General features: G+C 61.9%; 20 protein-coding genes. 12 read left to right on the top strand and 8 right to left on the bottom strand.

Going from position 1 to position 24,505, the window contains the following annotated elements; all coding sequences use genetic code 11:
* The first annotated feature begins 123 nt into the window (after window positions 1-123).
* The 3 genes from NN484_RS05165 to NN484_RS05155 all read left to right on the top strand — a co-directional run bounded on the left by NN484_RS05165 (window position 124) and on the right by NN484_RS05155 (window position 2,837).
* Window positions 124-906, top strand: coding sequence for a sulfite exporter TauE/SafE family protein (locus tag NN484_RS05165; protein WP_127647964.1), 783 nt, complete (start codon window positions 124-126; stop codon window positions 904-906).
* A gap of 93 nt (window positions 907-999) precedes the next feature.
* A complete protein-coding gene (gene lgt, locus NN484_RS05160) occupies window positions 1,000-1,815 on the top strand; it encodes a prolipoprotein diacylglyceryl transferase (RefSeq protein WP_127647963.1) in 816 nt (271 codons plus the stop codon).
* A 50-nt stretch (window positions 1,816-1,865) separates the two neighbouring features.
* Complete coding sequence (locus NN484_RS05155) at window positions 1,866-2,837, top strand: thymidylate synthase (protein ID WP_274658686.1); 972 nt, start codon at window positions 1,866-1,868, stop codon at window positions 2,835-2,837.
* 120 nt (window positions 2,838-2,957) lie between these two features.
* On the opposite strand, the gene cadR is transcribed toward NN484_RS05155, so the two are convergent.
* The gene (gene cadR, locus NN484_RS05150) at window positions 2,958-3,407 is read right to left on the bottom strand and encodes a Cd(II)/Pb(II)-responsive transcriptional regulator (protein WP_127647961.1); all 450 of its coding nucleotides are present in this window, start codon (window positions 3,405-3,407) and stop codon (window positions 2,958-2,960) included.
* Window positions 3,408-3,491: 84 nt separating this feature from the next.
* Here cadR and NN484_RS05145 point away from each other — a divergent pair, with 84 nt between their 5' ends.
* The 7 genes from NN484_RS05145 (at window position 3,492) to NN484_RS05115 (ending at window position 12,515) form a co-directional block, all read left to right on the top strand.
* Window positions 3,492-5,759 carry a heavy metal translocating P-type ATPase gene (locus NN484_RS05145; protein ID WP_274658685.1) on the top strand — a complete coding sequence of 756 codons (2,268 nt, stop codon included), beginning with the start codon at window positions 3,492-3,494 and terminating at the stop codon, window positions 5,757-5,759.
* Between the two features lie 16 nt (window positions 5,760-5,775).
* Window positions 5,776-6,639, top strand: a complete 864-nt coding sequence (locus NN484_RS05140; protein ID WP_274659277.1) for a LysR family transcriptional regulator — start codon at window positions 5,776-5,778, stop codon at window positions 6,637-6,639.
* Between the two features lie 193 nt (window positions 6,640-6,832).
* Window positions 6,833-7,909, top strand: coding sequence for a putative 2-aminoethylphosphonate ABC transporter ATP-binding protein (locus NN484_RS05135; RefSeq protein ID WP_274658684.1), 1,077 nt, complete (start codon window positions 6,833-6,835; stop codon window positions 7,907-7,909).
* Complete coding sequence (locus tag NN484_RS05130; protein WP_274658683.1) at window positions 7,909-9,633, top strand: putative 2-aminoethylphosphonate ABC transporter permease subunit; 1,725 nt, start codon at window positions 7,909-7,911, stop codon at window positions 9,631-9,633. Before NN484_RS05135 ends, NN484_RS05130 begins: the two co-directional genes overlap by 1 nt.
* A 47-nt stretch (window positions 9,634-9,680) precedes the next feature.
* Window positions 9,681-10,706, top strand: coding sequence for a putative 2-aminoethylphosphonate ABC transporter substrate-binding protein (locus NN484_RS05125; protein WP_127647957.1), 1,026 nt, complete (start codon window positions 9,681-9,683; stop codon window positions 10,704-10,706).
* Between the two features lie 118 nt (window positions 10,707-10,824).
* Complete coding sequence (locus tag NN484_RS05120; protein ID WP_274658682.1) at window positions 10,825-11,958, top strand: TIGR03364 family FAD-dependent oxidoreductase; 1,134 nt, start codon at window positions 10,825-10,827, stop codon at window positions 11,956-11,958.
* Window positions 11,958-12,515, top strand: a complete 558-nt coding sequence (locus tag NN484_RS05115; RefSeq protein ID WP_274658681.1) for a phosphonate degradation HD-domain oxygenase — start codon at window positions 11,958-11,960, stop codon at window positions 12,513-12,515. Before NN484_RS05120 ends, NN484_RS05115 begins: the two co-directional genes overlap by 1 nt.
* Before the next feature lie 103 nt (window positions 12,516-12,618).
* Here the strand turns inward: NN484_RS05115 and NN484_RS05110 are convergent, their stop codons facing one another.
* The gene (locus tag NN484_RS05110) at window positions 12,619-13,995 is read right to left on the bottom strand and encodes a GTPase/DUF3482 domain-containing protein (RefSeq protein WP_215500633.1); all 1,377 of its coding nucleotides are present in this window, start codon (window positions 13,993-13,995) and stop codon (window positions 12,619-12,621) included.
* Complete coding sequence (locus NN484_RS05105; protein WP_215500634.1) at window positions 13,988-15,361, bottom strand: DUF2868 domain-containing protein; 1,374 nt, start codon at window positions 15,359-15,361, stop codon at window positions 13,988-13,990. Before NN484_RS05105 ends, NN484_RS05110 begins: the two co-directional genes overlap by 8 nt.
* A gap of 85 nt (window positions 15,362-15,446) precedes the next feature.
* Here NN484_RS05105 and NN484_RS05100 point away from each other — a divergent pair, with 85 nt between their 5' ends.
* Entirely contained in the window at window positions 15,447-15,959 is a 513-nt protein-coding gene (locus NN484_RS05100; RefSeq protein ID WP_127647952.1) for a dihydrofolate reductase, read from the top strand.
* A gap of 90 nt (window positions 15,960-16,049) precedes the next feature.
* Here NN484_RS05100 and NN484_RS05095 read toward each other — a convergent pair whose 3' ends face one another.
* Window positions 16,050-17,441 (bottom strand): L-cystine transporter, encoded by a 1,392-nt coding sequence (locus NN484_RS05095; protein ID WP_127647951.1) that lies wholly within the window; start codon window positions 17,439-17,441, stop codon window positions 16,050-16,052.
* A 242-nt stretch (window positions 17,442-17,683) separates the two neighbouring features.
* Between NN484_RS05095 and NN484_RS05090 the strand changes: the two genes are divergently transcribed.
* Window positions 17,684-18,745 carry an HAD family hydrolase gene (locus NN484_RS05090; protein WP_127647950.1) on the top strand — a complete coding sequence of 354 codons (1,062 nt, stop codon included), beginning with the start codon at window positions 17,684-17,686 and terminating at the stop codon, window positions 18,743-18,745.
* A 168-nt stretch (window positions 18,746-18,913) separates the two neighbouring features.
* On the opposite strand, the gene ilvD is transcribed toward NN484_RS05090, so the two are convergent.
* The 4 genes from ilvD to NN484_RS05070 all read right to left on the bottom strand — a co-directional run bounded on the left by ilvD (window position 18,914) and on the right by NN484_RS05070 (window position 24,285).
* On the bottom strand, window positions 18,914-20,755 hold the full coding sequence (gene ilvD, locus NN484_RS05085; protein WP_007964170.1) for a dihydroxy-acid dehydratase: 1,842 nt from the start codon (window positions 20,753-20,755) through the stop codon (window positions 18,914-18,916).
* Window positions 20,756-21,012: 257 nt separating this feature from the next.
* Entirely contained in the window at window positions 21,013-22,245 is a 1,233-nt protein-coding gene (locus NN484_RS05080; protein ID WP_274658680.1) for a multidrug effflux MFS transporter, read from the bottom strand.
* On the bottom strand, window positions 22,238-23,215 hold the full coding sequence (locus NN484_RS05075; protein WP_215500637.1) for a diiron oxygenase: 978 nt from the start codon (window positions 23,213-23,215) through the stop codon (window positions 22,238-22,240). Before NN484_RS05075 ends, NN484_RS05080 begins: the two co-directional genes overlap by 8 nt.
* Complete coding sequence (locus NN484_RS05070; RefSeq protein WP_274658679.1) at window positions 23,212-24,285, bottom strand: SagB family peptide dehydrogenase; 1,074 nt, start codon at window positions 24,283-24,285, stop codon at window positions 23,212-23,214. Before NN484_RS05070 ends, NN484_RS05075 begins: the two co-directional genes overlap by 4 nt.
* Between the last annotated feature and the right edge of the window lie 220 nt (window positions 24,286-24,505).

The following is a 24,505-nucleotide window of genomic DNA, read 5'->3' as shown; positions in this document are numbered from 1 at the left end:
TCCTTGTGTGTTTTCTGCTCACTCTACGCAGTCGTCGCCCGTGCATCCATCGCCAGTTCCGCCGGAGGGCATGCATCCGTTACCATGCCGCTCCGGTTTTGGGGATGCGTCTGGGAGACGGTCATGGAATTTCTGCTCTATCTGGCGTTGGGCGCCTGTGCGGGCGTGCTGGCCGGGCTGTTCGGGGTTGGCGGCGGGATCATCATTGTCCCGGTGCTGGTGTTCAGTTTTACCTTGCAGGGATTCGATCAGTCGATCCTCACGCACCTGGCGGTAGGGACATCGCTGGCCACCATCATCTTCACTTCGGTCAATGCCGTGCGCGAGCACCATCGACGCGGTGCGGTGCGCTGGCCGATTTTCATGTGGATGACCGTGGGCATTCTGCTCGGCGCCGGTTTCGGTGCGCTGACGGCTGAGGCGATCTCCGGGCCCCACCTGCAGAAGATCATCGGTGTGTTCGCCCTGGTGATCGCCGTGCAGCTGGCGCTGGAGGTCAAACCCAAGGCCAGTCGAACGGTGCCGGGTAAACTCGGTCTGACCGTGGCCGGCAGTGTGATTGGCTGGGCCTCGGCGATTTTCGGGATTGGCGGCGGTTCGCTGACCGTGCCGTTCCTGACCTGGCGCAGCGTGCCGATGCAGCAAGCAGTGGCGACCTCGTCGGCCTGCGGCTTGCCGATTGCCGTGGCCAGTGCATCAAGTTTCATGATTCTGGGCTGGCATGATCCGTTGTTGCCACCGCATAGTCTCGGTTTTGTCTATTTACCGGCGCTGCTGGGCATCGCCCTGACCAGCATGGTCTTCGCCCGCCTCGGCGCGCGTCTGGCGCACAAGTTGTCACCGCGCTTGCTGAAACGGCTGTTCGCCGCTTTGCTGTTCTGCGTGGGCCTGAATTTCCTGCTCTGATTTTCTGGGTCGGAACGGGCCGCAATCCTGGCTTAATCCTGAGGTGGCAGCGTCGCCCGGGAATTTTGGTTTCAACTCTAACGAGGAGTCGCAATGCTGCCTTACCCGCAGATCGACCCGGTGGCTCTGGCCATCGGTCCGCTGAAAATCCACTGGTACGGCCTGATGTACCTCGTCGGCATCGGCGGCGCATGGCTGCTGGCGTCGAGCCGGCTCAACCGTTTCGACCCGACCTGGACCAGGGAGAAACTCTCCGACCTGGTGTTCTGGCTGTCGATGGGGGTGATTGTCGGTGGACGTCTGGGTTACGTGCTGTTCTATGACCTGAGCGCCTACATCGCCAACCCGACGCTGATTTTCGAGGTGTGGAAGGGCGGCATGTCGTTCCACGGCGGATTCATCGGCGTGATGCTGGCCGCGTTGTGGTTCGGCAAGCGTAACGGCAAGTCGTTCTTCCAACTGATGGACTTCGTTGCGCCGATGGTGCCGATTGGCCTGGGCGCCGGGCGCATCGGTAACTTCATCAACGCCGAGTTGTGGGGTAAAGCCACCGACGTGCCGTGGGCCATGGTCTTCCCGCCGTTCAGCGATCCGGCGCAGCTGCCGCGTCACCCCTCGCAGCTGTATCAGTTCGCGCTCGAAGGCGTCGCGCTGTTCCTGATCCTGTGGTTGTTCTCGCGCAAGCCGCGTCCGACCATGGCGGTATCGGGCATGTTCGCGCTGTTCTACGGCATCTTCCGTTTCATCGTCGAGTTCGTCCGTGTACCGGACGCGCAACTGGGCTATCTGGCCTGGAACTGGCTGACCATGGGGCAAGTGCTGTGCGTGCCGATGATCGTCGGCGGACTGTTCCTGATCTGGCTGGCCTATCGTCGTGCGCCGGCAGCGCCGGTTGCGCCGACCGCTTAAACTACGAACCCCGGCGCGCGACGCCGGGGCTCAAAGGACACAGGTAACTCATGAAGCAATATCTCGAACTGGTCTCGCACGTCATCCAGAACGGCACCAAACAGGCCAACCGTACCGGCATCAACACCATCAGTTTCCCGGGGGCGATGCTGCGTTTCGATCTGCAGGAAGGTTTCCCGGCGATCACCACCCGCAAAATGGCCTTCAAATCAGCCATCGGTGAGATGTGCGGGTTTCTGCGGGGCGTGAACAACGCCGCTGAATTCCGTGCGCTGGGCTGCAAGGTCTGGGACCAGAACGCCAACGAAAACGCGCAGTGGCTGGCCAACCCGTTCCGTCAGGGCGAGGACGACCTCGGCGAAATCTACGGCGTGCAATGGCGCAAGTGGCCGGCGTACAAGCAGATCCCGCTGAGCAACCTGGCGGCCATCGAACAAACCTTGAGCAACGGCTACAAGCAGATCGCCCAGGGCGAAGAAGATGGCCAGGCCTACGTGGTGCTGTACAAAGCCATCGATCAGGTGCGCCAGTGCGTCGACACGATCATCAAGGACCCGGGCAGCCGCCGTATTCTGTTCCACGGCTGGAACGTCGCCCAGCTCGATGAAATGGCGTTGCCGCCGTGCCACCTGCTGTACCAGTTCCACCCGAATGTCGAGACCAAAGAGATCTCCCTGACCCTCTACATCCGTTCCAACGATCTGGGTCTGGGTACGCCGTTCAACCTCACCGAAGGCGCTGCGCTGCTGAGCCTGATCGGTCGCCTGACCGGCTACACGCCGCGCTGGTTCACCTATTTCATCGGTGATGCGCACGTCTACGAGAACCACCTGGACATGCTCAACGAACAGCTCAAGCGCGAGCCGTTCGCCATGCCGAAGCTGAAAATCTCCGACCGCGTGCCGGAGTTTGCCAAGACGGGTGTGTATCAGCCGGAATGGCTGGAGCTGGTGGAGCCAAGCGATTTCTCGCTGGAAGGTTACGAGCACCATGCGCCAATGACCGCGCCGATGGCGGTCTGACAAGCAATACGCAGTACCCCTATGTATGAGCTGCCGAAGGCTGCGATCTTTTGATCTTATAAACAGCAAGATCAAAAGATCGCAGCCTTCGGCAGCTCCTACATTAGGTTTGGGGTGTTCTCAATGGCCGTGGCTACGGCCCACATGTGAATGTTCCACCTCCGTCGCCACAACCCCGCCACTCACCTCCAGCCGCTGCAAGATCCCGCACTGATCCGCCCCCGGCCCTTCGCTACAACGTTGGCGCAGGTCGAGCAGTTGTGTCTGCAAGGCCAGTAACCCGTCGATTCGCGCCTTCACATGCTGGATGTGTTCGTCGATCAGCGCATTGACGCTTTCGCATTGATCCTGCGGGCTGTCGCGCAAGGTCAGCAGGCTGCGGATCTCTTCGAGGGTCATGTCGAGGGTGCGGCAGTTGCGGATAAAGGTCAGGCGTTCGGCGTGGGCCTGGGTGTAGACGCGGTAGTTGCCGTCGCTGCGCGCCGGTTCCGGCAGCAGGTTCTCGCGCTCGTAGTAGCGGATGGTTTCCACGGCGCAATCGGTCAGCTTGGCCAGTTCTCCGATCTTCATGACGGCAATCTCCAAAAGGGTGCTTGACCCTATAGTGGCTACAGGGTCTTTACTTGGCAACAGGCACCTTCATGGACGCGACCAATGAGCGATTCCCAGCACAACCACCCCCACTCCCACAAGCCGGGCGACGGGCACGATCACAGCCACAAATTGCAGCCTGTGCATAAGCATTCACATGGCGGCGACTCCTGCTGCTCGTCTAAAGCCGCTGCGCCTGCGTTGGTGCAACTGAGCGAAAAGACCAGCGCTGACGCCCGGTTGAGCAGCTTCCGCATCGAAGCGATGGACTGCCCGACCGAGCAGACGCTGATCCAGAACAAGCTCGGCAAACTGGCCGGCGTGCAGCAACTGGAATTCAACCTGATCAACCGCGTGCTCGGCGTCACCCACAATCTGCCGGACACCGCGCCGATCACCGAAGCGATCACGTCCCTGGGCATGCACGCCGAACCGCTGGAGGCGGGCGTCGAAGCGCCAGCCCCGGCGCCAGTGAAAAAACACTGGTGGCCGCTGGCGCTGTCCGGTGTCGGTGCGCTCGCCGCCGAAGTGATCCACTTCACTAACGCCGCGCCAACCTGGGTGGTGGCGATCATTGCGCTGATCTCGATCCTCAGCGGTGGCCTGACCACCTATAAAAAGGGCTGGATCGCCCTGAAGAACCGCAACCTCAACATCAACGCGCTGATGAGCATCGCTGTAACCGGTGCGGTGTTGATCGGACAGTGGCCGGAAGCGGCGATGGTGATGTTCCTGTTCACCGTGGCCGAGCTGATCGAGGCGCGCTCGCTGGATCGCGCCCGTAACGCGATCAGCGGCCTGATGCAGATGACCCCGGAACAGGCCACCGTGCAGCAAGCCGACGGCAACTGGATCGAACAAGAGGTTAAAAGCGTTGAACTCGGCGCCCGCGTGCGGGTAAAACCCGGCGAGCGTATCGCGCTGGACGGCGAAGTGGTCAGCGGCAGTTCGACCATCGACCAGGCACCGATCACTGGCGAAAGTCTACCGGTGGAGAAGACCGTCGGTGACAAAGTCTTCGCCGGCACCATCAACCAGGCAGGTTCGCTGGAATACACTGTGACCGCCGCAGCGAACAACTCGACCCTGGCGCGGATTATCCACGCCGTCGAGCAGGCTCAGGGTGCTCGCGCTCCGACCCAACGCTTCGTCGATCAGTTCTCGAAAATCTACACCCCGGTGGTGTTTGTCCTGGCGCTGGCCGTGGCGATCATCCCGCCGCTGTTCATGGGCGCGGTGTGGTTCGACTGGATCTACCGTGCGCTGGTGCTGCTGGTGGTCGCGTGCCCGTGTGCACTGGTGATTTCCACCCCGGTGACCATCGTCAGCGGCCTCGCGGCAGCGGCGCGCAAAGGCATTCTGGTCAAGGGCGGCGTGTACCTGGAGGGCGGTTTCAAGCTCGACTATCTGGCGCTGGACAAGACCGGGACCATCACCCACGGCAAACCGGTGCAGACCGATTACCTGTCGCTGGACCCGACCGCCGATGCCATGGCTCCGGCGATTGCCGCCGCGCTGGCCGGGCGTTCCGATCACCCGGTGTCGCTGGCGATCGCCAATGCGGCTGTGGATAAAAACCTCGCCGTGCTGAGTGTGGATAACTTCGAAGCACTGGCCGGGCGTGGCGTGAAGGGGCAAGTCAACGGCCAGACCTATCACTTGGGTAATCACCGTCTGGTTGAAGAGCTGGGTCTGTGCTCGGCGCAACTGGAAGAAAAACTGTTCGCCCTGGAGAAGCAGGGCAAGTCCGTGGTGCTGCTGCTCGACAGCTCTGGCCCGTTGGCGCTGTTTGCTGTGGCCGACACGGTCAAGGAAACCAGCCGCGAAGCGATCCGCCAGTTGCATGCCTTGGGCGTGAAAACCCTGATGCTCACCGGCGACAACGTACACACCGCGCAGGCGATTGCCGCGCAGGTCGGTATCGACCAGGCCAAGGGCGACTTGCTCCCTACCGACAAACTGCAAGCCATCGAAGAGCTTTATGCACAGGGGCATCGCGTGGGCATGGTCGGCGACGGCATCAATGACGCCCCGGCACTGGCCCGCGCCGAGATCGGTTTCGCCATGGCGGCGGCCGGCACCGACACCGCGATTGAAACCGCCGATGTCGCCCTGATGGACGACGATCTGCGCAAGATTCCTGCGTTCATCAGCCTGTCGCGCAACACCGCCAGCATCCTGAAACAGAACATCGCGTTGGCCCTGGTGATCAAGGCTATCTTTCTTGGGGTAACCTTCGCCGGGCTCGCCACCATGTGGATGGCGGTGTTCGCCGACATGGGCGTGAGCCTGTTGGTGGTGTTCAACGGCTTGCGCCTGTTGCGCAAGTAAACGATGAGGGGTGGTTGTGCTGAGTGCCGAGCTGAAAGCGTTTTATATGGTCGCCCGTCTGGGCAGCATTACGCTGGCGGCGAAAAAGCTCGGCCTCAGCCAACCGACCGTGACCACGCAGATCCGCAATCTGGAAAGCCAGTATTCGGTGGAACTGTTCTACCGTGGCGGTCGGCGTCTGAGTGTCAGCGACGAAGGCGCGCGGTTGCTGCCGATGGTCAAGGCGCTGTTGCAGCAGGAGGCGGACATCGAGTTCTTCCTGCGCAACAGCGGGCAGGTGCAGGGCACGTTGCGCATCGCCGCCACTGCGCCGTATTACATTCTCGATCTGGTGAAGACCTTCCGCGAGCGCCTGCCGCAGGTGGAAGTGTCGGTGGAAATCGGCAACTCGCAACAGGTACTCGAAGCGCTGGAAGATTACCGGGTGGACGTTGCGGCGTCGTCGCAGTTGCTTGAGGATGCGCGGCTGATTCGCCGGGTGCTGGGCACGGACCCGCTGGTGCTGGCGGTGCATCGCAACCACCCGCTGGCGGCCCAGGAGCATGTGGCGTTGAGCGCATTGGCCGGGCATACCTTGCTGATGCGTGAAACCGGCTCGACCACCCGGCGTCTGACCGAGGCGTTGCTGGCCAGCGCCGGGGTCAGTTTCGGCCCATTGCTGGAGATCGGCAGCCGCGAGTCGATCCGTGAGGCAGTGCTGCGCAACATCGGCATCAGCATCATTGCCCGTCAGGAAGTGCCGCACGATCCGCAATTGCGGGTGCTGACCATCGAGAACGCGCCGCAGATTCCCGAGTATCTGTATTGCCTCAAGGAGCGCAAGGGCGCGCGGTTGCCGGCGGCGTTTCTGGGGTTGGCCCAGGAAATGTCTCCGGCTTGAAGACCAAAAGATCGCAGCCTTCGGCAGCTCCTACAGGGGGACGCATTCCAATGTCGGAGCTGCCGAAGGCTGCGATCTTTTGATCTCCAACCAAAATCCCCGAATACCACTATCGGCCGTTTTTGCCTCACTGCCACATGACGGACGCATTACAACTCTAGGATTGGCCCCATCTGCTTGATGAGGTCTGTCCATGAATCCTGCCATCGCAACTGCCCTGACCAACCCCGGTGCGCCGATGAAAGTGCGCGGCGTGCAGAAGCGCTTCGGCGCGTTCACCGCGCTGGATAACGTCTCCCTCGATGTCGCGGCCGGTGAGCTGGTGTGCCTGCTCGGCCCGTCGGGCTGCGGCAAGACCACGCTGCTGCGTTGCATCGCCGGGCTGGAGAAGCAGGACAGTGGCGAGTTGTACCTCGGTGATCGCGACGTTTCGCACCTGGCGCCGCAGGCCCGGGACTACGGCATTCTGTTTCAGTCCTACGCGCTGTTCCCCAATCTGACGGTCGAGGCGAACATCGCCTACGGACTCGCCGGCAGTGGTCGCGACGAAGTGCGCCGTCGTGTCGGTCAGATGCTGGAGCTGGTCGGCCTCACCGGCAGTGAGAAAAAGTACCCGGGCCAGTTGTCCGGCGGCCAGCAGCAGCGAGTCGCACTGGCTCGCGCCCTGGCCCCGGCGCCGTCGCTGTTGTTGCTCGATGAGCCGATGTCGGCCCTCGATGCCCGGGTGCGGGAGCATCTGTGCACCGAGCTGCGCCAACTGCAGCGCAACCTCGGCATCACCACCCTGATGGTCACCCACAATCAGGACGAAGCCATGCTGATGGCCGACCGCATCGCCGTGATGAACAACGGCCGGGTCGAGCAGTACGCCACCCCGCAGGAAATCTACAACCGCCCGGCCACGCCGTTCGTGGCCGAGTTCGTCGGTCAGGGCAACTGGCTGCCGTTCCAGCGCAGCAGCGCCAGCCATGCACAGGTCGGCGGGATGAACCTGCGCCTGGCCGATGGCAGCGTACACAGCGCCTCGGGCCGTTTGTTCTGCCGCCCGGAAGCGATCAACGTCAATCCCGTGGTGCACGAAGAGAACCTGTTCCCGGCCAAGGTTCGCGAGATCACCTTCCTCGGCAACCGCTGCCGCATGAGCTTCGAACTCGATCAACTGCCGGGCCACGCACTGCTCGCCGAACTGGCGCCGGAAGCCATGCCGCGCCTTGGCGCCCAGCAGATCATGGTCGCCTTGCCACCGCGCAGCCTGCAGGTATTCGCCTGATGAGCGCGAACATCGCACTGCCGCTACCGCACAAGCAGGCGCGGCAGGTGTCCGGTGCCGAGGTCGGTGACCGGATCTTCGTCCTCGGCGGCAAACTCCTGCTGCTATTGCTGCTCGGTGTCGCGGTGCTGTTGCCCTTGCTGGCGATCTTCTGGCGCGGCTTCAGCAGCGAGGCCGGGCAGGGCGGTGGCTGGCTAGCGGCGAAAGAGCTGGTGACCAGTGACAATTTCCACTGGCTGCTCGGCAACAGCCTGAAAGTTTCCCTCAGCGTCGCGGCCATCGTCGTACCGCTGGCCTACCTGTTTGCCTACGCCCTGCAACGCACACTGATCCCGGCCAAGGGCATCTGGCGCGGGATTTCCCTGCTGCCATTGATGGCGCCATCGATGCTGCCGGGGATTGCGCTGGTCTATCTGTTCGGCAACCAGGGCATGTTGCGTGGGCTGCTGTCGGACAACATCTACGGGTTTTGGGGGATTGTGCTCGGTGAGGTGATCTACACCTTTCCGCATGCGTTGATGATTCTGCTGTCGGCGCTGTCGCTGGCGGATGCGCGCCTGTTTGATGCCGCGTCGAGCATGGGCGCGAGTCCGGCGAAAGCCTTTCGCAGCATCACCTGGCCGGCGACCCGGCAGGCGGTGTTCGCCGCGTTCTGTCTGGTGTTCACCCTGACCATCACCGATTTTGGCGTGCCAGTGGTGGTCGGTGGCGACTATCAGGTGCTGGCGCTGGAGGCCTACAAAGCCGTGGTCGGCCAGCAGCAATTCGGTCGTGGGGCGCTGATCGGCATGGTGCTGTTGCTGCCGGCGCTGTTCAGCTTCGCTGTCGATGCCTGGTTGCGTCGGCGTCACGGCGACTCCATGAGTGGTCGCGCCCAGGTGTTCAAACCGACGCCGTCGAAGCGGCGTGATGCCTGCTATCTGGCAATTGTCCTGCTGATCAGCGCCGCGTTGATTCTGGTGTTCGGCATGGCGGTGTTCTCCTCGCTGGTGAAGTTCTGGCCGTACAACCTGGCGCTGTCGCTCAACCATTACCAGTTCAACGAAACCGCCGGCGGCGGCTGGCTGGCCTACGGCAACAGCTTGAAGATGGCGCTGGGCACGGCGCTGATCGGCAGTGTGCTGATCTTCACTGGCGCGTATCTGATGGAAAAGACCCGCACGCAACGCGGCCTCAATCTGACATTGCGCATGCTCAGTTTCATCCCGATGGCGGTGCCGGGGCTGGTGCTCGGCTTGGGTTACGTCTTCTTCTTCAACCTCACCGGCAACCCGCTGCACGTGCTCTACGGCACGATGACCCTGCTGATTGTCTGCACCATTGCGCACTACCTGACTACTGCGCAAATGACCGCGACCACCGCGCTGCGCCAGCTCGACGCCGAGTTCGAAGCCGCCGCGCTGTCGCTCAAGGCGCCGCTGTACCGGCACTACCTGCGCGTCACCGTGCCGATCTGCCTGCCGGCGCTGCTGGACATCGTGCGCTACCTGTTCGTCTCGGCGATGACCACGGTGTCGGCGGCGATTTTCCTCTACAGCCCCGACACCATCCTCGCGGCGGTGGCGGTGCTGAACATGGATGACGCCGGCAACGTCGGCGGCGCGGCAGCGATGTCGACCCTGATTCTGTTCACCTCGGCAGGCGTGTCCTTGCTGCTGGCGTGGGCTTCGCGCGGCTTGCTGCGCCGTTCCCAGGCCTGGCGGCAAACCGCGCCCGGTCACTGATTGACGACTTATCCCCACAGCCTCAACTCACCTACAGGAAAACGATCATGTTCAAGCCTATGGCCCTGGCCGCTGCTGTGCTCGCTACTTTCAGCCTGAATGCCTTTGCGGCAAAAACCGAGTTGACGGTGTACACCGCCCTCGAAGCCGAGCAACTGACCGCTTACAAGGCCGCTTTCGAGAAGGCCAACCCGGATGTCGAGATCAAGTGGGTGCGCGATTCCACCGGGATCATCACCGCCAAACTGCTGGCCGAGAAGGCGCGTCCGCAGGCTGACGCGGTGTGGGGCCTGGCCGCATCGAGCCTGGCGATCCTCGATCAGCAGGGCATGCTGCAAAGCTACGCGCCGAAGGATCTGGGCAAGATCGGCGCGAACTACCGCGACGCCGCCAACCCGCCAGCCTGGGTCGGCATGGACGTGTGGGCCGCGACCATTTGCTTCAACACCGTCGAGGCCGAGAAGCAGGGCCTGAGCAAACCCGTGAGCTGGCAGGACCTGACCAAGCCTGAGTACAAAGGCAAGATCGTCATGCCCAACCCGGCGTCGTCCGGCACCGGTTTCCTCGACGTCAGCGCCTGGCTGCAAACCTTTGGCGAGAAGCAGGGCTGGGCCTACATGGATGGCTTGCATCAGAACATCGGCCAGTACGTTCACTCCGGTTCCAAGCCTTGCAAACTGGCCGCTGCGGGCGAGTTCCCGATTGGCATTTCCTTCGAATACCCGGCTGTACAGCTCAAACGCCAGGGCGCGCCGCTGGACATCATCCTGCCGAAGGAAGGCCTGGGCTGGGAGATCGAAGCCACTGCCGTGATCAAAGGCACGCCGCATGAAGAAGCGGCGAAGAAACTCGCGGACTTCTCTGCCAGCGCCGAGGCGATGGACCTGTACAAGGAAAACTTCGCCGTCCTCGCCCAGCCGGGCATCGCCAAGCCGCAGACCGAACTGCCGGCCGACTACGAGCAGCGCCTGATCAAGAACGACTTTGCCTGGGCCTCGAAGAACCGCGACGAGATCCTGACCGAGTGGCGCAAGCGTTATGACGGCAAGTCCGAGAAGGTCGCCGCCAAGTAAGATCTCTATCGACTGACAGGGCCTCATCGCGAGCAGGCTCACTCCTACAATTGGAATGCGTTCCCCTGTAGGAGTGAGCCTGCTCGCGATGGCGGTTCTGAATTCAGGAAAAATCCAGATGACCCAACACAAAGACCTGCTCATCGTCGGCGCCGGCATCCTCGGCCTGTCCCACGCTTACGCCGCCGCCAGGCGCGGCCTCACGGTCAGCGTATTCGAACGCACCGCCACGCCCCTCGGCGCCTCGGTGCGTAACTTCGGTCAGGCGCTGGTCACCGGTCAGCCACCCGGCCCGATGCTCGAACTGGCGAAGGCCAGCCGCGACATCTGGGGCGACTGGGCGCAACTCGCCGGTTTGCAGATCAAGCGCAACGGTTCCTACCTGTTCGCCCGCACCGAAGCTGAAGAGCATCTGCTGGAAGCCTTCTGCAATGGTCGCGCCGTGGAACACGGTTACAACATCCAGCTGCTGCGCGGCGCTGCCCTGTGTGATCTGTACCACGGCCAGTTCGGCCACCACCGCGCTGCGTTGCACGGTATGGACGATCAACAGCTGTACTCGCGCGAAGCCATCCCGGCGCTGATCGACTATCTGCGCCGCGACCTCGGCGTCGAATTTCACTTCTCGACGCTGGTGCGCGACGTTGAACCGGGGCGTCTGCACAGTACCGCCGGCAGCTTCACGGCTCAGCAGATCATCGTCTGCTCGGGCCACGATTATCAGACCCTGCTGGCCGAGCCGATTGCCGCGCTCGACCCGCAGATCTGCCGCCTGCAAATGCTCCGCGCCAAACCGCAAGTCGAGCTGAATCTGCAACACGCCTTGCTCACCGGTTTGAGCTGCGTGCACTACGGCGCCTTTGCCGATTTGCCGGAAGCGGCGGCGGTGCAGGCGCAGATCCTGCGCGAGCAACCGCACCTGCATGACAATGGCATTCACTTGCTGATCAGCCCGACGCCTTATGGCGAACTGATCATCGGCGACTCGCACCATTACGGCAGCGATCCGTCACCGTTCAATGCAGAGCAGGTCGACAACTGGATGCTGGAACTGGCCGAGCAGACATTGGGCTGCAAGGTGCAAGTGCTCGAGCGCTGGCAGGGCGTCTATGGTGCACGGGGGCCGGGGCCGTTTTCGTTCCTACGCCCGGCGCCGGGGCTGAGTGTGGCGTTGATGCACACCGGCGTCGGCATGAGCGTCGGCCCGGCGCTGGCCGAGCGCAACATCGCGCAGCTGCTGGAGGAAATCTGATGGCAGATCACCAACAAGTCGTCGCCTGGGTATTCGGGTTGTATGAGCGCTTCGGCACCCGCGATTACATCGGCGAACCGGTGTCGCAGATCGAACACATGTCCCAGGCCGCCGAACTGGCGATCGCCGAAGGCTTCGACGACGAAGTGGTACTGGCGGCGTTCTTCCATGACATCGGCCATTTGTGTGCCGAGGGCGCGCAGAACATGGGCGGTTATGGCGTGGTCAGCCATGAGCGGCTGGGGGCGGATTATTTGCGTGAGGCGGGTTTCAGCGAGCGCCTGGCGCGGCTGGTGGAATATCACGTGCAGGCCAAGCGCTATCTGACCTTGCGCGAGCCTGGGTACTTTGAGCGGTTGAGTGAAGCCAGTCGTCGCACGCTGGAGTATCAGGGCGGGGTGATGACTGAGGCCGAGGCGGATGCGTTTGAGCGTGATCCGCTTTGTGCCGTGAGTTTGCGTATGCGGCAGTGGGATGAGTTGGCCAAGGAGATGGGGGTGCCGGTGATGGATCTTGGGGTATTGAAGGAGAAAGCGGCGCGGCTGCTGGTAGTTTGAGTCTCTGGACCGAGTTACGGCTATCGCGAGCAGGCTCACTCCTACAAGGTGAACGCGATCCATTGTAGGAGTGAGCCTGCTCGCGATGGCGCCAGATCAGACGCTACAAATCTGCTGCCAGCAAATCAATCTGCTCCTGCCGCTCCGCCTGATTCAACTTCGCATGCGGATTGAGCGAAGACCACTGCGGATGCGCCCGCGCCTTGCTCAGCGCATCCGGCAACTTGCCCTCGCGCCAGGTCTTGTCCTGCGGTGTTGCCACCTGAACCGCGTCCATCGCCGCATGCCCGCGCTGATCGAGCGCCAGTAACAGCTGCCGCTGACGCAATGCCAACAACCGCAACACGCCGTCATCTACGGTCAATTCCCGCTGGCCCTTGATCTTGCCCAGCAAGCGGCTGCCATAACTGCGCGCGGTCTGCAGCGCGCCGCCAGCGATTGCACCGGCCAAAGCCGCAGCGCCGAGGGTAATGCCGCCCACCAGCAAATCCACGCCAGCCCCGGCGGCGGCGCCTGCCGCAATCCCGCCGCCGACGCGCACTCCCAGTTGCTTCAAGGTCTCCGGGTTGAACAAATCATCGCCCCAACGCCCGTCGAGCAACGGCAGATCACTGGCTGCCGCATCTTGCGGGCGAAACGCATAGAGCTTGAGCAATGCCTCGACGCATTTCTGTTCACGTTGACGCACGGCTTTGCGCAGTTCGCTGATTGCTTGCTGTTCCTGTTCGGCGTCGCTGACCACACTGCGCCGGCACGCGGCGCAATCGATCAGCAGTTCGGCGATCAAGCGTGCCGCACTTTGCTGGCGCGCCAGACGCTGGGCCTGTTGATCGGCGATCAGCCGCTCCAGTTGCGGCCGGGCGTTTTCCAGCAGCAACGCGAGGCTTTCGTACAGGCGCCGCTCGCCGTCCTCCGGCGGTGCAACGCTGTCGAAGCGCACCAGCGCATGCAGGCCGAGCCGCGCCAACGCTTCGCGCCAATCCGGTTCGCGATGGCTGGCGCTGCTGACAAAATTGAGCACCGGCAGCAGTGGTTTACCGCAACTGGCGAGCACTTCGAGTTCGTCGCGGTACTTGGCCAGCACCGGTTCGCGGGCGTCGATCACATAGAGTCCGGCGTCAGAGGCGAGCAGTTGCCGCAGCACTTTCGCTTCCTGTTCGAAACGCTGGCGCGCCTCGCTGCCGTCGAGAAACCGTGCCAGTCGCGCCGGGCCGTCGAGGCGTTCGCCGGGGCGCTCCAGACGCTCCAGGAAATCCAGCAGAGCGATGGCGTCTTCCAGCCCGGGCGTGTCGTAGAGATCGAGCAACGGCTCGCCGTCCACCGACAATCGCGCACCCTCGACATGCCGGGTGGTGCTCGGGCGATGCGAGACTTCGCCGAAACCGACATCGCGGGTCAGGGTGCGCAGCAGCGAGGTCTTGCCGACGTTGGTGTGGCCGACCACCGCAAGTTTCAGCGGCGCTTTACGGGCATCAGTCATGACCGCTCTCCAGCCAGTTCAACGGCGCGCAATCGGCAAACTCCAGCTCAAGCTGTTGCAGCGCCACATGCCAGTCGCCGAGGCGGGCGCTGTCCAGCGCTTCACCGGGCGGCGCTTGCAGCAGCCAGACACGGGTGGCGCTGGCGTTGCGCGCCAGTTCGGCGATCAGCGCGAGGCTGCCGCGATCCGGCGAGCGCCGAGGATCGCAGGCGATCAACAGGCGCGCCGCAGGGAAGCGGCTGAGTTGTTCGAGCAGTTTGTTGCGCGATTCGCGGCTGTCGAGAATCCCGGCGTTGCTCACGGTTTTCGGCAGGGCCGGTGGCCATGGGCGCTGGTCGTCGAGTTCGATGGCCACCAGCAGGGCGCCGTCGCTCGCATGTTCGCTGACGTGGCTTTCGACTCGATGCAACTGTTCCGGCGCCGCGTCGTTGATGCCGAGGCGTTCGCTGGTCGGCATCAGTCGTTCGCGCAACTGGGCGTAGCCGGGCAGGTTCAGGTCCAGGCTCAGCGCGGCTTTGCCGCGACGCCAGCGCCAGAAACACAACACGGCCAGCAGCAGGCGCGGCAATACGCCGTAGACCACCAGCACGCCGACCAGCCAGGTCGCCCAGGCCTGACGCGCACTTTCGATGCCCAGCGCGGCGTCGCCACTGGCGCGGATCATCTCCACAGTCGGCACGTTGAACCCGAGCAGCGTCGGCAACGTGCCGAGGGCCTGGGTCATGTTGATGAAGGTGTCGGCGCTGAGAATGGTGGTTTCCCAGACGAAGCCGTAGCGCCGGGTCGCCATCAGCGTCAGCAGCAACACCAGCGCGCTGAGCATCGCCAGCAGCCACAAACCGTTGACCAGTGTGCCGAGCGCCCAGCGGTTGAGTTTTTTGCGTTGCAGCATCAACAGCAGGGTCGGTGCCAGTTGTGCGGCTTTGGTGTCACGGGCGAATTTTTCGCTGAGCCACAGCCACAAGCGGCCAAGAGTGGCGCCGTGTTCGCCGGCGAAGATCAGTCCCAGCGCCCAGCTCAGCAGCAGAATCAGATTCAGCCCGAGCAGGCTGCCCAAGGCCCAGAACACATTGACCGGTGTCTGACTCAGTGCGGCGAAGGCCAGTCCGGCGCCGCTCAGTACCGCGAAGGCCATCAGCAGCACCAGCGCCAGACGTGCGCCTTGGAGCCAGTGAGTCAGCGCAGCGCTCAGTCCGTCGCGCTCGGCCAGCCATGTCGCCCGGCGTTGAATGCGGCTCGGCAGATCGCCGCCGGCCGCGCGGGCCAGACGATTGGCTTCCAGGTCCTCCAGCGGCCCGGCGTGTTCTTCGCGCAGGCGAATGGTTTCGGTCAGCCAGAGGTTTTGCAGTGGAGTCAGTTCAGTCACGCGCTATTCCGTTGCTCAATTGAGCCGTGAGCATAACCGCTGTGGCGCTTATCGGGTCAAGCGAGGCTCTGGTATCCTCGCCGGCATGACTAAATCACTCCCCCTCAGCCTGATCGCAGCCCTCGGTGAAAACCGGGTGATCGGCGTCGACAACAGCATGCCCTGGCACCTGCCGGGGGACTTCAAATACTTCAAGGCCACGACCCTCGGCAAGCCGATCATCATGGGCCGCAAGACCTGGGATTCCCTCGGTCGTCCGTTGCCGGGCCGTTTGAACATCGTGGTCAGCCGTCAGCCAGACCTGGTGCTGGAAGGGGCGCAGGTGTATCCGTCACTGGAAGCCGCCGTGATTCGCGCCGAGGAATGGGCGAAAGCGCAGGGTGTCGATGAGCTGATGCTGATTGGTGGCGCGCAGTTGTATGCGCAAGGGCTGGCGCAGGCCGATCGTCTGTACCTGACTCGTGTGGCGCTGAGCCCGGAGGGCGATGCGTGGTTTCCGGAGTTTGATCTGAACCAGTGGAAACTGGTGTCGAACGTGCCGAATCCGGCTGAGGGCGACAAGCCTGCGTACAACTTCGAAGTCTGGGAAAAAGCTTAAAAGATCGCAGCCTGCGGCAGCTCCTACAAGGTTTACGCATTTCCCCTGTAGGAGCTGGCGAAGCCTGCGATCTTTTGATCTTGCTTTACATCAAGCCTGAGCAAGCTCCGCATGCTCATCCGCATCCAGCAGTTCTTTATCCGTCTGCTGCATCACTTGACTGGTAATCGCGCCCGCCGTGATCGAACCACTCACGTTCAACGCCGTACGACCCATGTCGATCAGCGGCTCCACCGAAATCAGCAACGCCACCAGTGACACCGGCAAACCCATCGCCGGCAGTACGATCAGTGCGGCAAACGTCGCGCCGCCACCGACACCGGCCACACCGGCCGAACTCAAGGTCACAATCGCCACCAGCGTCGCGATCCACAGCGGATCCAGCGGGTTGATGCCCACCGTTGGCGCAACCATCACCGCCAACATCGCCGGGTACAGGCCGGCGCAGCCGTTTTGTCCGATAGTCGCGCCGAACGAAGCGGCGAAACTCGCCACCGACTGCGGAATCCCCAGCCGACGGGTCTGCGCTTCGATGCTCAGCGGAATGCTCGCCGCGCTGGAGCGGCTGGTGAACGCGAAGGTCAGCACCGGCCAGATCTTGCGGAAGAAACGCAGCGGGTTGATCCCGGCCACCGACACCAGCAGGCCATGCACCACGAACATCAGGCCCAGGCCGAGGTACGAGACCACGACGAAACTGCCAAGCTTGATGATGTCCTGCAGGTTGGAACCGGCGACCACTTTGGTCATCAGTGCCAGCACGCCGTACGGGGTCAGCTTCATCACCAGACGCACCAGACGCATCACCCAGGCTTGCAGGGTGTCGATGGCGTTGATCACTTTCTGACCTTTTTCGACGTCATCCTTGAGCAGCTGCAGCGCAGCAACCCCCAGGAACGCGGCGAAAATCACCACGCTGATGATCGAGGTCGGTTTGGCCCGGGCCAGGTCAGCAAACGGGTTCTGCGGGATGAACGACAGCAGCAGCTGCGGCACATTCAGGTCGGCGACCTTGCCGGCGTAGTCGGTCTGAATGGTTTGCAGGCGGGCCATTTCCTGAGTGCCGGCGACCAGGCCTTCGGCGGTCAGGCCGAACAGGTTGGTCAGGCCGATGCCGATCAGCGCCGCAATCGCAGTGGTGAACAGCAGGGTGCCGATGGTCAGGAAGCTGATCTTGCCCAGCGACGAGGCATTGTGCAGGCGCGCGACCGCGCTGAGGATCGAGGCGAACACCAGCGGGATGACGATCATTTGCAGTAATTGCACGTAGCCGTTGCCGACCAGATCGAACCAGCCGATCGAGGCTTTCAGTACCGGATTGCCGGCACCATAGATGCTGTGCAGGGCCACACCGAACGCCACGCCCAGACCCAGCGCGAGCAGGACTTTTTTCGCCAGGCTCCAGGTGGTGTGGCGGGTTTGCGCCAGACCGAAGAGCAGGGCAAGGAACACCAGCAGATTGAGGATCAGCGGCAGATTCATGAACACTCCGATAAGACTTGTGCCAGTCGCCTTCTGGGGCAACTGCGAACCGGTAAGCCTAACAGCTTGATTTCCAATGAATTAATACCGAAAACGCATGGTGATAGTCGCTTTTGGAATAAGCGCGAGTCGTTCTCAGGAATGCAAATGGCGCGATAGGGACGCGAGCGGTCGCTGACAGACGAGGACTGTCACACTTATTTGTTAGCGTCGATGTCTTTACATCAGGGGAGAAAGCGCCAATGAAGTTTGCACCGAAGTTTCTCGCTGTCGCACTGACGTTAGGGTTGGGTCTGGCGGGTCAGGCGTTCGCCACCGACCTGAAACACTGGCCGGCGGATCAGGCCAAGGCACTGGACGCGATGATCGCGGCCAACGCCAACAAGGGTAACTACGCGGTGTTCGACATGGACAACACCAGTTACCGCTACGACCTCGAAGAGTCGTTGCTGCCGTTCATGGAAAACAAGGGTCTGATCACCCGCGACAAGCTCGATCCCTCCCTGAAACTGATGCCATTCAAGGACACCGCCGACCACAAGGAAAGCCTGTTCAGCTACTACTATCGCCTGTGTGAAGTCGACGACATGGTCTGCTACCCGTGGGTGGCGCAGGTGTTCTCCGGCTTCACCCTCAAGGAACTCAAAGGCTACGTCGATGAGTTGATGGCGTCGGGTAAACCGGTGCCGGCGACTTATTACGATGGCGATGTGGTGAAGAATCTCGACGTGCAGCCACCGAAAGTCTTCACCGGCCAGGCCGAGCTGTACAACAAGCTGATGGAGAACGGCATCGAGGTCTACGTGATGACCGCCGCCTCCGAAGAGCTGGTGCGCATGGTCGCGGCTGATCCGAAGTACGGCTACAACGTCAAACCGCAAAACGTGATCGGCGTGACCACGTTGCTGAAGAACCGCGAAACCGGCGAGCTGACCACTGCGCGCAAGCAGATCACGGCGGGCAAGTATGACGAGAAGGCCAACCTCGGCCTCGAACTGACCCCGTACCTGTGGACCCCGGCGACCTGGATGGCTGGCAAGCACGCGGCGATCCTGACCTACATCGACGAGTGGAAAAAACCGGTACTGGTGGGCGGCGACACCCCGAGCAGCGACGGTTACATGCTGTTCCACGATGTGGATGTGGCCAAGGGCGGTATTCACTTGTGGGTCAACCGCAAGGACAAATACATGACTCAGCTCAACGGCATGATGGCCAAGCACGCGGCGGCGCAGGCCAAGGAAGGTTTGCCGGTGACGGCGGACAAGAACTGGGTGATCGTCAAGCCTGAAGAGATTCAGTAACACCCCCATCCCTGTAGGAGCTGCCGAAGGCTGCGATCTTTTGCCTTTACAGATCAAGATCAAAAGATCGCAGCCTTCGGCAGCTCCTACAGGGGATTGAGTTTCAATCATCAGGCAAAAAAATGCCCCGCACATTGGCGGGGCATTTTTGTGTTCGACGCTTAAGGCTTACAGCCCGTCGAGCATCGCCTTGTTACGCACGGCACCCTTGTCGGCGCTGGTCGCCAGCAGGGCGTAGGCCTTGAGGGCGGTGGTCACTTTGCGTGGACGCTGCTCGACCGGTTTCCAGCCTTTCTTGTCCTGCTCGACCCGGCGTGCAGCCAGTTCTTCATCGCTGACCAACAGGTTGATCGAGCGGTTCGGAATGTCGATCAGCACTTTGTCGCCGTCCTGCACCAGACCGATTGCGCCGCCGGCCGCAGCCTCTGGCGAAGCGTGACCGATGGACAGGCCCGAAGTACCGCCGGAGAAACGACCGTCGGTGAGCAGTGCGCAAGCTTTGCCCAGACCTTTGGATTTCAGGTACGACGTCGGGTAGAGCATTTCCTGCATGCCCGGGCCGCCTTTCGGACCCTCGTAGCGAATGATGACGATGTCGCCTTCCTTCACTTCGTCGGCGAGGATGCCGCGCACGGCGCTGTCCTGGCTTTCGAAGATCTTCGCGTTGCCTTCGAAGACGTGGATCGACTCGTCGACGCCGGCGGTTTTCACCACGCAGCCGTCGAGGGCGATGTTGCCGTACAGCACGGCCAGGCCACCTTCTTTCGAGTAAGCGTGTTCGAAGCTGCGGATGCAGCCGTTTTCACGGTCATCGTCCAGGGTTTCCCAACGGGTCGACTGGCTGAACGCCGTCTGGGTCGGGATGCCGGCAGGGCCTGCCTTGAAGAAGTGGTGCACCGCTTCATCGGTAGTCTGGGTGATGTCCCACTTGGCGATGGCTTCTTCCATGCTGCGGCTGTGCACGGTCGGCAGGTCGGTGTGCAGCAGGCCGCCACGGGCCAGCGAACCGAGAATGCTGAAGATGCCGCCGGCGCGGTGCACGTCTTCCATGTGGTACTTCTGGATGTTCGGCGCGACCTTGCACAGTTGCGGCACGCTGCGCGAAAGACGGTCGATGTCGCGCAGGTCGAAATCGATCTCGGCTTCCTGGGCGGCAGCCAGCAAGTGCAGGATGGTGTTGGTCGAACCGCCCATGGCGATGTCGAGCATCATCGCGTTTTCGAACGCCTTGAAGTTGGCGATGTTGCGTGGCAGCACCGATTCGTCGTTCTCGCCGTAGTAACGCTTGCACAGCTCGACGATGGTGCGGCCGGCCTGCAGGAACAGCTGTTCGCGGTCGCTGTGGGTGGCCAGGGTCGAACCGTTGCCTGGCAGGGCGAGGCCCAGGGCTTCGGTCAGGCAGTTCATCGAGTTGGCGGTGAACATGCCGGAGCACGAACCGCAGGTCGGGCAGGCGCTGCGCTCGTACTCGGCGACTTTCTCGTCAGAAGCGCTGGAGTCGGCGGCGATCACCATGGCGTCGACGAGGTCGAGGCCGTGGGAAGCGAGTTTGGTCTTGCCGGCTTCCATCGGACCGCCGGACACGAAGATCACCGGAATATTCAGGCGCAGAGCCGCCATCAGCATGCCCGGGGTGATCTTGTCGCAGTTGGAAATGCAGACGATGGCGTCGGCGCAGTGGGCGTTGACCATGTACTCGACGGAGTCGGCGATGATCTCGCGGCTCGGCAGCGAATAGAGCATGCCGTCGTGGCCCATGGCGATGCCGTCGTCCACGGCAATGGTGTTGAATTCTTTCGCGACGCCACCGGCGCGTTCGATTTCACGGGCCACCAGTTGACCGAGGTCTTTGAGGTGCACGTGGCCCGGAACGAACTGGGTGAAGGAGTTGGCAATGGCGATGATCGGCTTCTTGAAGTCGTCATCTTTCATCCCGGTGGCGCGCCACAGTGCGCGGGCGCCGGCCATGTTGCGGCCGTGGGTGGATGTTTTCGAACGGTAATCTGGCATGGAGCACTCCGGGCGGCTAATCAGGTATCAAAAGGGAAGTGAGCTTCTATTGACGTCTGGAACACTCAGAAATGGCCGTGTGTCCGGAAGTGGCCGATGACTTTGCGGGATCGCCGCTTGCCTCAGCCTGAGCTCATAAACCCGCCGGGGGATGAATGGCGATGAATCAGCCGATTCTACACCGCTGGCGTCTGGAGGGAATGGCGCAAAGCATTGTTCCAGTGCCGACGGTGCGTGTGGCATGACGACCGGCAGGCTCAATCGCCGGTCGTGGTGGCGTTGGCGCTGCTTTCGAGGACTCTGGCGCGCTGGCTGATTCGCTTGTTCAAGGCCAGTGCGATGCAACTGAGCAGGACAAAGCAGTACCCGAGGGTCGCTTGCAGGTTGCTCGGGCTCAGGCTGATCAGCGCGCTGATCAATCCGCCGCAGATGAAAATGATCGTGCTGCCGGCCGAGGCGCAAGTACCGGCGTTTTCCGGGAACAGGCCCATGGCTCGAGAGGTGGCGGCCGGCCGCGCAATAGTGGTGCCGGCGGTACAGATCAGCATCGGAATCAGCACCGTGGCTGGCGAGAGCGCGAAGTGCTGTGTCATGAACAGCATCACCAGCCCCGCCAGCAGGATCAGGCTCAACCCCGCGACGATCTGTTGCACGGAGCTGATACGTCGGCTCAACAGCGCAGCGGCAATACCGCCAACGATATAGGCCGCACCATAGACCAGCAGAATCAGCGAGAACTCATAGGCCGACAGCTGCAGTTGATCCATGAAAATCAGCGGTGAGATGACGATGAAGGAGAAGTGGCAGGCAAACGCAAACGCGGAAATGAGCCAGTAACCGACGAACTCGAAATCGCCCAGCACCCGGCGATACGCATTGAGGAAGTTCAGGGGCGTGTTGCGGACGACGCGATGACTGTCATCCAGAAAAAACCAGGCCTTGATCAGCACCGCCGCTGCCAGTGCGGTGAACACCCAGAAACTGCCACGCCAGCCGAGAGTGGCCTGCAGAAAGGTGCCGGCCAGCGGCGACACTGAAATGAAGATCCCCGTCGCGGTCACCATCAGGATGCGCAAGCGATCGCGCTCCTCGCCGTCGAACAGGTCCTGGACCAGCGCCTGAGACAGCACGAAGCAGCCGCAACCCAGTGCCTGCAACAACCTGAAGGCCAGGAACAGGGTGTAGTCGCGGGTCATGGTGCAGCCGAGTGCTCCCAGCATCGACACCCCCATGCCTGCGAGCAGCAGGCCTTTGCGCCCGATCACATCGGAGAGTGGCCCGATCAACAGCTGTGCAAACGCAATCCCCACGGCGAACAGGCTGATCGACAGCGCAATGTCCGACGGGGTGCTGCGAAAGTGTTCGGCCAATGCAGGGAACGAGGGCAGCAGCACGTCCAGCGGGAACACCCCAAGCAGGACCATGGCCAGCAGCAGACTGACGGCGCCGCGGCGTTGTCGGGCATTGCCTGTGTGCGCTCGGTTATTCATCGATCAGTCCTGCCTTGGCAAAAAGTTTGCGGTTATGTGGCAGCGCAAAGAAACCTGCCTTCTCCAGTGCCTGCAGCGTGGCGCCGGCACCTGATCGTGCTCGTTGCCGGTTGGCCTGCGCGGTCGCCAGACCGCCGACGATCTGCGCCACGTCGACGTCGGCAATGCCGGCGTCCCGCAGGCTCTGCCGCAGCCAGCGTTCATCGACTTCGAAGAAAATCCCGATGACATCCACCAGGGTTCGGGCGGTGAAGGTGCGCTGGCGGCTGTTCAGGGTCAGCCACAGATAATGGAACACCTCGCAAAAGTAGCGACTGTGGCGGGCCTCATCACTCAGGTGATCGCGCAGCATGTCGTTCACGCTGGTGACCAGCGTTTCGCGGCAGACCTCCAGCAGCTCCCGGGCGATGATGGTTTCCGAGACGAAGCCGAGCAGAAACCATGCCAGCGGGCGGTTGTTTTCGGCAGTGCGGGCAATCAGGGCGTTCATTCGGGTGATTCGCAAAGGCATCACCGGACGTGCGCTGAAACCGTGCAAGTCAGCGATCTGGCTGGCGAGTCGATCAGAAAACAGTGCGTGGTAGCCCTCATCCGTATAGAGCTGCAGCGCTGCAGTTTTCATCCGTGGCGGGACGTAGACAGGCAATTCGCCGTGGACGATGGTTTCCACCGCCCGGTTGACGATGCGGTGTTCGAGCAGGGTGGTGTAGTCGAGAAAATGCACCAGATGATTAGCGGTCAGGCGGTGCATGACAGTTGCACCTGCGGCCTGGATGGCAGGGTGCGCCAAGTACGGCAGAAAGGCCGGCGGGAACCAGAAACGGGTTTGCAGCTGTTGCTGCACGTCGGGTGGCAACAGGTAGTCGTGGTGGCTGGCGCGTACCGAGGCGTGGCTGTTCCAGTCGCCGAGGGTAAATCGGTGCGCCCAGGAAACGGGTGCCGGAGATGGATCTGCCAGTGGTGCCGTCATGCTTGCGTCTCCCGGAGCAGATCCTGCATTTCCTGACACATCGCCTGGCCTTCGCTCGCGCCACAGCCGACAAAGAACAGCGGTTGTTCGGCGCTGCCTTCGATACCCAGCAGGGTTTCGACCTGATGATCACCGAATGCCCCTGTCAGCCAGGTGTTGAGGCCCAGGGCCGTGGCCACCAGCTGGAATGACTGTGAAAGGTGGCCGGCTTCGACGAAGGCCATGCGGTAGGCCCGCGAGTGTTGGTACTTCCACCAGAGCTTGTCGAAGCGCGCTGTGATGAACAGCCCCAACGGCAAGTTGTTGATGAAGTGTTGCCCGGCCAGCAGATGACCCAGCGCCGGCTCGGGCAGAGGGCCGACCGGCGTCAAGGCATGCTCGGCCGGGTGATAGGCGTAAATGCCGGGTTCCAGGCCGCTGACGTTCTGCGCCAGAACAAAACCTTCGCAGGCGTTCAACCCGCCACCCGAGGGGCTGCTACGCCGGGCGCCGAGGCCTGGGACGATGCTCGCATCGCGATCATTTTCCCGTTCGTCGAGATAACCGAGCGAGAGGTACAGCAACGTGGCAACGGTTTCGAGGGTGATGGCTTCACCGGTAAAGGAGCGGCAGGTCTTTCGCTGCAGCAGTGCATTGCCCAGGCTGCTTTCGGTCAATGTGATGGGGGCAGGCAGCATGATGCGCCGTTCGACGCTCTGAGCCGGGCGCTCCGTGTCAGGCGCTTCTGCGGCCAGTACTTCGTTGCAGTGATCCAGGTATTGTCGGGACCACTCATGGATATTCTGCGGCACTTGTTCACAGGGAATGTTCTGTGTGCCGATATGATAAATCTTCGATAGTTCATCCCAGCCCCATTCGGGACTGTCTATTTTAGTAATGGTCAGTATGTTGGTGTTTAATAGTTGTATGTCTATGGTGTTCCGGCTGTCAAACTGGTTCGGGTCGTGAATAAGTTTGGCGAGTCTCGATGAGTAGTCGATATCGAGCTCATATTGAATGTGTTCTTTGTAGTTCCAGACAATAAGTCCGGGCGTGCGCGGCAGTATGAATAAATAAGGATTGATGTGCATGTTAGCTCTTCGCTCTGGACAAAGTCGAAAGGACGCTGGGGTGCCGGCACTCCCCAGCGTCCACCTTACTTAGCGGGTTTTAGGGGCAACCAGAAAAGCCAGGTTTGCGATTTTGTTAGCTTCCAGAGTAATTGCTTTCATAGTGTGAACTCCATGTTCAGTGATAGTGAGTGCCACCTCGTGGTGACAACTTAATCATAGTTTGTAATGAGTTATTGGC

This window comes from Pseudomonas serboccidentalis (assembly GCF_028830055.1).
GTDB classification, from domain to species: domain Bacteria; phylum Pseudomonadota; class Gammaproteobacteria; order Pseudomonadales; family Pseudomonadaceae; genus Aquipseudomonas; species Aquipseudomonas serboccidentalis.
The sequence above is the reverse complement of the archived record's forward strand: the minus strand, read 5'-3'. Positions and strand labels throughout refer to the sequence as shown.

Excerpts from the sequence above, each read along its gene's own strand:
- cadR (WP_127647961.1), bottom strand. The coding sequence starts at position 3,407 with ATGAAGATCGGAGAACTGGCCAAGCTGACCGATTGCGCCGTGGAAACC.
- NN484_RS05120 (WP_274658682.1), top strand. The coding sequence starts at position 10,825 with ATGACCCAACACAAAGACCTGCTCATCGTCGGCGCCGGCATCCTCGGC.
- ilvD (WP_007964170.1), bottom strand. The coding sequence starts at position 20,755 with ATGCCAGATTACCGTTCGAAAACATCCACCCACGGCCGCAACATGGCC.
- NN484_RS05090 (WP_127647950.1), top strand. The coding sequence starts at position 17,684 with ATGAAGTTTGCACCGAAGTTTCTCGCTGTCGCACTGACGTTAGGGTTG.
- NN484_RS05165 (WP_127647964.1), top strand. The coding sequence starts at position 124 with ATGGAATTTCTGCTCTATCTGGCGTTGGGCGCCTGTGCGGGCGTGCTG.
- NN484_RS05100 (WP_127647952.1), top strand. The coding sequence starts at position 15,447 with ATGACTAAATCACTCCCCCTCAGCCTGATCGCAGCCCTCGGTGAAAAC.
- NN484_RS05135 (WP_274658684.1), top strand. The coding sequence starts at position 6,833 with ATGAATCCTGCCATCGCAACTGCCCTGACCAACCCCGGTGCGCCGATG.
- NN484_RS05125 (WP_127647957.1), top strand. The coding sequence starts at position 9,681 with ATGTTCAAGCCTATGGCCCTGGCCGCTGCTGTGCTCGCTACTTTCAGC.
- NN484_RS05155 (WP_274658686.1), top strand. The coding sequence starts at position 1,866 with ATGAAGCAATATCTCGAACTGGTCTCGCACGTCATCCAGAACGGCACC.
- NN484_RS05075 (WP_215500637.1), bottom strand. The coding sequence starts at position 23,215 with ATGACGGCACCACTGGCAGATCCATCTCCGGCACCCGTTTCCTGGGCG.
- NN484_RS05070 (WP_274658679.1), bottom strand. The coding sequence starts at position 24,285 with ATGCACATCAATCCTTATTTATTCATACTGCCGCGCACGCCCGGACTT.
- NN484_RS05115 (WP_274658681.1), top strand. The coding sequence starts at position 11,958 with ATGGCAGATCACCAACAAGTCGTCGCCTGGGTATTCGGGTTGTATGAG.
- NN484_RS05095 (WP_127647951.1), bottom strand. The coding sequence starts at position 17,441 with ATGAATCTGCCGCTGATCCTCAATCTGCTGGTGTTCCTTGCCCTGCTC.
- lgt (WP_127647963.1), top strand. The coding sequence starts at position 1,000 with ATGCTGCCTTACCCGCAGATCGACCCGGTGGCTCTGGCCATCGGTCCG.
- NN484_RS05080 (WP_274658680.1), bottom strand. The coding sequence starts at position 22,245 with ATGAATAACCGAGCGCACACAGGCAATGCCCGACAACGCCGCGGCGCC.
- NN484_RS05130 (WP_274658683.1), top strand. The coding sequence starts at position 7,909 with ATGAGCGCGAACATCGCACTGCCGCTACCGCACAAGCAGGCGCGGCAG.
- NN484_RS05110 (WP_215500633.1), bottom strand. The coding sequence starts at position 13,995 with ATGACTGATGCCCGTAAAGCGCCGCTGAAACTTGCGGTGGTCGGCCAC.
- NN484_RS05145 (WP_274658685.1), top strand. The coding sequence starts at position 3,492 with ATGAGCGATTCCCAGCACAACCACCCCCACTCCCACAAGCCGGGCGAC.